The organism is Mesorhizobium sp. M2A.F.Ca.ET.067.02.1.1 (genome assembly GCF_004023285.1).
Taxonomy (GTDB): Bacteria; Pseudomonadota; Alphaproteobacteria; order Rhizobiales; family Rhizobiaceae; genus Mesorhizobium.
In genome coordinates, this window is sequence record NZ_RZSB01000425.1 from 1 (window position 1) to 5261 (window position 5261).

The following is a 5261-nucleotide window of genomic DNA, read 5'->3' on the forward strand; positions in this document are numbered from 1 at the left end:
TTTCCGGCTCATGCAGATGCGGCAGGTGATCCGGCGTCAGCGCCACGCGGCCGAACCAGCGCTTCTCGATGGCGATGCCGGCAAGCGCAGGATAGAGGCGGGTGAGCGCGCGTTCGAGATGCGCCCAGTCCGCGGCGCTTGAGGGCAGCGCCATGCGGCCGCGTCCGCCCAGCACCATGCGGCCATCGGGACTCCGGCGGTAGTAGACCAAGATGCGACGGGAATCCGAAACCGCTTGCCCGCCAGGCAGGATGCTGGCGGCAAGCTCCGCCGGAAGCGGCGCGGTAGCGATCTGGAACGAATGCAGCGGCACGATTGTTTGTGCGAGGCCCGGCAGCAGGCTGTCCGTATAGGCATTGGTGGCGAGCACGACCGATCTTGCACGCAGTTCGGCGCCGCCTTGCGTCGAAACCCGCCAGACGCCGGCCTCCTTGGCGAGCTTCACCACCCGCTGCTGCTCGGCGACGCCAGCGCCGGCGGCCGAGGCGACGCGGGCCAGTTCGAGCGTATAGGACAACGGATCGATGATTCCGGCGCGGCGGTCGAGCCAGCCGCCGAGATAACCCAGGGCGCCGGTCATCGCTGCGATCTCGGCGTGGTCGAGCAGCTTGACGTCGGCGCCGCGTGAGCGCCACTGGCGATCGCGGTTGACGGCGGCCTTCAACGCTGTCTCGGTGTGCGCGGCCTGGATCCAGCCATTGCGCGTGGACGGCACGGCCAGCTTCTCGTCGCGGATCACGTCGAACACGGCATCGGCCGTCGAGGCGGCGAACGCGACCAGGGCTTCGCCGCGCTCCTTGCCGAAATGCTCGATTAGCCATTCAGGGTCGTATTTGAGGCCGGGAATGACCTGGCCGCCATTGAGACCGGAAGCGCCCTGCCCGATCGCGCCGGCATCCAGCACCTGAACAGAAAGGCCCGCGCGCGCGGCATGCAGCGCCGTCGACAGTCCCATGATGCCGGCGCCGACAATGATCGCGTCGAGCGTGCTGCCGGATGACAGTTCCGACCGGAACGCCGGCGCCGTTTGGGGTTTTTGCCAGACCGGATCGGAGAAGGCTGCGGGCAAAGACCACCTCGGCGCTGAAATTTCGTGAAAATCCTATTGTCGATTTCACTAATTTGAAAGAGCGCTCGATAGGCCAGACAAATCCTGACTGTGTGACAGCACAGCCATGGCCCATAAACCTTGGCATCGACGGGATAGACGTTTGCGCTAAATCCGGGGAAAGTGCCGCGCGACAATCGAGAGGAATGATGCCATGACCGATCCGACCCGTCTGCCCGCCGATGGACTTTTCGTCGGCCGCGCCAGAACCAGCGATGCCGCCCACCCGCTGGTGGTGACGGTGCGGGACGGCGAAGTGATCGACATCACCTCGAGCGCGGCGCCGACGGTGCGCGATCTTTGCGAGTTGAAGGATCCTGCTGGCCATGTGCGTTCGGCCAAGGGCAAAGCGATCGGCGCGCTCGCCGATGTCGCGGCGAACAGCTTCGAGGCCACGCGTGACACGAAGAAGCCCATCCTGCTTTCGCCCGTCGACCTGCAGGCGGTCAAAGCTTCCGGCGTCACCTTCGTGGTCAGCCTGCTCGAGCGCGTCATCGAGGAGCAGGCGCGCGGCTCGGCGGAAAAGGCCGACGCCATCCGCGCCGACATCGCCAGCCTGATCGGCCATGATTTGTCGAAGCTGAAACCCGGCTCGCCGGAAGCGATGGAAATCAAGGCCAAGCTGATCTCGCGCGGGGCCTGGTCGCAATATCTGGAGGTGGGTATCGGCCCGGACGCCGAGATCTTCACCAAATGCCAGCCGATGGCGTCCGTCGGCTTCGGCGCCGATGTCGGCCTGCACCCCGTCTCCACCTGGAACAATCCCGAGCCGGAGATCGCCATGATAGCCGACAGCTCGGGCCGCATCGTCGGCGCGACGCTGGGCAACGACGTCAATCTGCGAGATGTCGAGGGGCGCTCGGCGCTGCTGCTCGGCAAGGCCAAGGACAACAATGCTTCCGCCTCGCTCGGACCGTTCATCCGGCTGTTCGACGAGACCTTCTCGATTGCCGACGTCAAGCGAGCCACGGTGCGGCTCAGCGTCGAGGGCGAGGACGGCTTCTCGCTGGAAGGCGCGAGCTCGATGGCGGAAATCAGCCGCTCGCCGGAAGAACTGGTCAAGGCGACGATGGGGCCGCATCACCAATATCCGGACGGGCTGGCGCTTTATCTCGGCACGATGTTCGTGCCGTCCAAGGACCGCGGCGAGAAGGGCAAGGGCTTCACCCACAAGGTCGGCGATATCGTCACCATCTCGTCGGAAAAGCTCGGCGCTCTCACCAACCGCGTGCGCCTGTCGCCGGACTGTCCGCACTGGACCTACGGCGCCAGCCACCTCATGCGCGACCTGGCAAAGGCCAATCTTCTCTAGCGCCCAACCGAGGCGACGTTGTCCAAGCCCGCCGCAGAGAGCGAGCGCTAACGGCACCGCCTGCCCGAGAAAATAGCGCCTGAACTGATGCAATCTGATGGGATTGCTGATGGCGTGCGCGCCTCACCCAACATCCATTGGTGACGGAGGCTTGCCACCGCTCGAAAAAGGGGAATGCTCTGGGCGTCCCGCTCGGCGCTGGCAGGAGGTGCGGTTCGAGGAGCCGCATCGCGCTTGATGTAGAGGGAGAGTTTCAACATGGGAGGAAATCGAATGCTTTCGCGGCTAAGACTGCTCGTGCTTGGCTTGATCGCGCTCGTCGCCATTCCGGCGATGGCTGAGGCCAAGACGTTCTACTGGATTTCACATGGCGGCCCGGCCGACCCGGTCTGGACCTACTTCCTTGCCGGCGCCAAGCAATGGGCAAGCGACACCGGCAATAAGGTCAACACGTCGTTCCACAATGGCGACGTTGCCTCGCAGCAGGAGGCGATCCGCGCCGCCATCTCGGCCAAGGCCGACGGCATCGTCACCACCAGCCCCGATCCGGGCAGCCTGATCGAGCTCGCCAAGGAAGCGCGCGCGGCCAACATCCCGATCATCAACTTCAACACACCCGACCCGAAAGCCAACTTCAACGCCTATGTCGGCGGCGACAACGTCACCTTCGGCAAGCACTGGGCGCAATACCTGGTCGACAAGGGCCTTGTGAAGAAAGGCGACTTTGTCTGGATGCCGGTCGAGGTTCCCGGCGCCACCTATGGCGTGCAGGAAGAGGAAGGCATCAAGAGCGTCTTCGGGCCGCTCGGCATCACCTATGAAATCACCGAGGCCACGCTCGACCAGGCCGAAGTGATCAGCCGCATGGCCGACTATCTCACCGCGCACAAGGGCAAGGTGAAGGCGATCATCGGCCTCGGCGACCTCGTCACCGGCTCGATCAAGCGGGTGTTCGACCAGGTCGGCGTCAAGGCGGGCGAGATCCCGGTCGTTGGCTGGGGCAATTCGCTCGACACCACGCAGGAAGTGCTGAACGGCTATGTCAACGCCGCGCAGTGGCAGGACCCGCAGGCGACCAGCTATGTGGCGCTGTCGCTCGCCAACATGGCCGCCAGCGGCATCCCCCCGGGCTTCAATGTCATCACCGGCGCGCTCTACGAGAAGGACACCGCCGGCGTCTACGACAAGATCCTGTCCGGCAAATAAGTTCCCGCGCGATTGACCAGCGCCGCGCTTTGCACCTGAAGCGCGGCGCTGGATGCTACCGCCGCCGGCGCCCGCCGCCATACCCGGCGCGAAATCCGGCCAGTTTCAATCATGTCACGGGTATCTCGTGGAAAATCATTCCTTCGTCCAGCGCCTGATCGGCAGGTCAGAATTCGGCCCCCTTGTCCTGCTCGTCGTCGAGTTGGTCGTGTTCTGGGCCATCAATCCGGACTTCCTCTCGCCGCAGAACATCTCCAACATCCTGGCCTTCACCGTCGAGCTCGGCCTTATCGCGCTGGCGATGACGCTGTTGATGACATCGGGTGAATTCGACCTTTCCGTCGGCTCGCTGTTCGGCTTCTCGCCAGTGCTGATGTGGACGCTGTTCAACAGCGGCGTCACCTCGCTGGAGGTGGGCCTGCTGATCGCGCTAATCGTTGCCGCGCTGATCGGGCTGGTCAATGGCTGGTTCGTCACCCAGCTCAAGATCCCGTCCTTCCTGGTCACGCTCGGAATGCTGCTGGTCGTGCGCGGCACGGCGCTCTTCGTCACCGACGGCTTCCCGCAGCGGACCTGGAGCGCCGAAGGCAGCTGGCTGGCCGATATCCTCGTCGGCGACTTCTATGTCGGGCCGTTCCGCATCTACGCCTCGCTTTTCTGGTTCATCGGCGCCGCGATCATCCTTGGCTATGTGCTGACGCAGAGCCGGACCGGCAACTGGATCCAGGCCGCCGGCGGCAATCCCAATGCGGCGCGCGCCCGCGGCGTCAACGTCAACCGCGTCAAGGTCGGTCTGTTCGTCCTGTCGGCGGTGATGGCTTCGCTAGCCGGCGTGATCTCGTCGCTGCGCACCTCCGCGGCCAACCCCAACAGCGGCACCGGCTATGAGCTCGAGGTCATCGCCATGGTGGTGATCGGCGGCACGGCGCTGACGGGGGGACGCGGCACCATCATCGGCACGGTGCTCGGCATCCTGATCCTGCGCGTCATGCGCAACGGCATCGTGCTGATCGGGGTGCCGGGGCTTGCCTACAACATCTTCATCGGCGCGATCATCCTCGGCATGATGGCGCTGCATTCGTGGCTCGAACGCCGGCACCAGGCAGGGACTTAAGACGATGGCCGAGCCTCTGATCCGCATGGCAAACATCCGCAAGTCGTACGGGCGCGTGCAGGCGCTGGTGGACGCCAATTTCCACGTCAACGAAAAGGAGATCGTCGGCCTGCTCGGCGACAACGGCGCCGGCAAGTCGACATTGATCAAGGTGCTGTCGGGCGCCGTGCCGCTGACCAGCGGCGACATCTTCGTGCGCGGCAAGAAGGTCAATTTCCGCAGCACCAGCGACGCAATCGCTGAGGGCATCGAGACGATCTACCAGGACTCGGCGCTGGTCACGCAGCTGTCGATCGCGCGCAACCTGTTCCTCGGCCGCGAGCCGATCAAGCCGCCGCGCTTCCTGAACCGCATGGACCAGGAGGCGATGAACGCGGTGGCGCGGGACCTTCTGCGGCAAGTCGGCATCACCAAGAACATCCCGCCGACGACGCCGATCGGCTCGCTGTCGGGCGGCGAGCGGCAGGCGGTCGCGATCGCGCGCGCCATGCATTTCGACAGCGACCTCATCATCCTCGACG

Annotated in this window: 5 protein-coding genes; 4 read left to right on the plus strand and 1 reads right to left on the minus strand. The window is 64.7% G+C overall.

The window, feature by feature from the left end; translation table 11 throughout:
- A partial coding sequence (locus tag EOA28_RS24000; RefSeq protein WP_148670822.1) for an FAD-dependent oxidoreductase occupies positions 1-1069 on the minus strand: 1069 nt, incomplete at its 3' end.
- A gap of 193 nt (positions 1070-1262) precedes the next feature.
- Here EOA28_RS24000 and EOA28_RS24005 point away from each other — a divergent pair.
- From EOA28_RS24005 to EOA28_RS24020, 4 genes are all read left to right on the plus strand, one after another.
- Positions 1263-2420, plus strand: a complete 1158-nt coding sequence (locus EOA28_RS24005; protein WP_128315349.1) for a fumarylacetoacetate hydrolase family protein — start codon at positions 1263-1265, stop codon at positions 2418-2420.
- Between the two features lie 273 nt (positions 2421-2693).
- Complete coding sequence (locus EOA28_RS24010) at positions 2694-3626, plus strand: substrate-binding domain-containing protein (RefSeq protein WP_127250330.1); 933 nt, start codon at positions 2694-2696, stop codon at positions 3624-3626.
- 127 nt (positions 3627-3753) lie between these two features.
- On the plus strand, positions 3754-4740 hold the full coding sequence (locus EOA28_RS24015) for an ABC transporter permease (protein ID WP_126078642.1): 987 nt from the start codon (positions 3754-3756) through the stop codon (positions 4738-4740).
- Between the two features lie 4 nt (positions 4741-4744).
- A partial coding sequence (locus EOA28_RS24020; protein WP_148670823.1) for an ATP-binding cassette domain-containing protein occupies positions 4745-5261 on the plus strand: 517 nt, incomplete at its 3' end.

Coding starts and splice junctions, on each gene's coding strand:
- EOA28_RS24010 (WP_127250330.1), top strand. CDS start 2,694: ATGCTTTCGCGGCTAAGACTGCTCGTGCTTGGCTTGATCGCGCTCGTC.
- EOA28_RS24005 (WP_128315349.1), top strand. CDS start 1,263: ATGACCGATCCGACCCGTCTGCCCGCCGATGGACTTTTCGTCGGCCGC.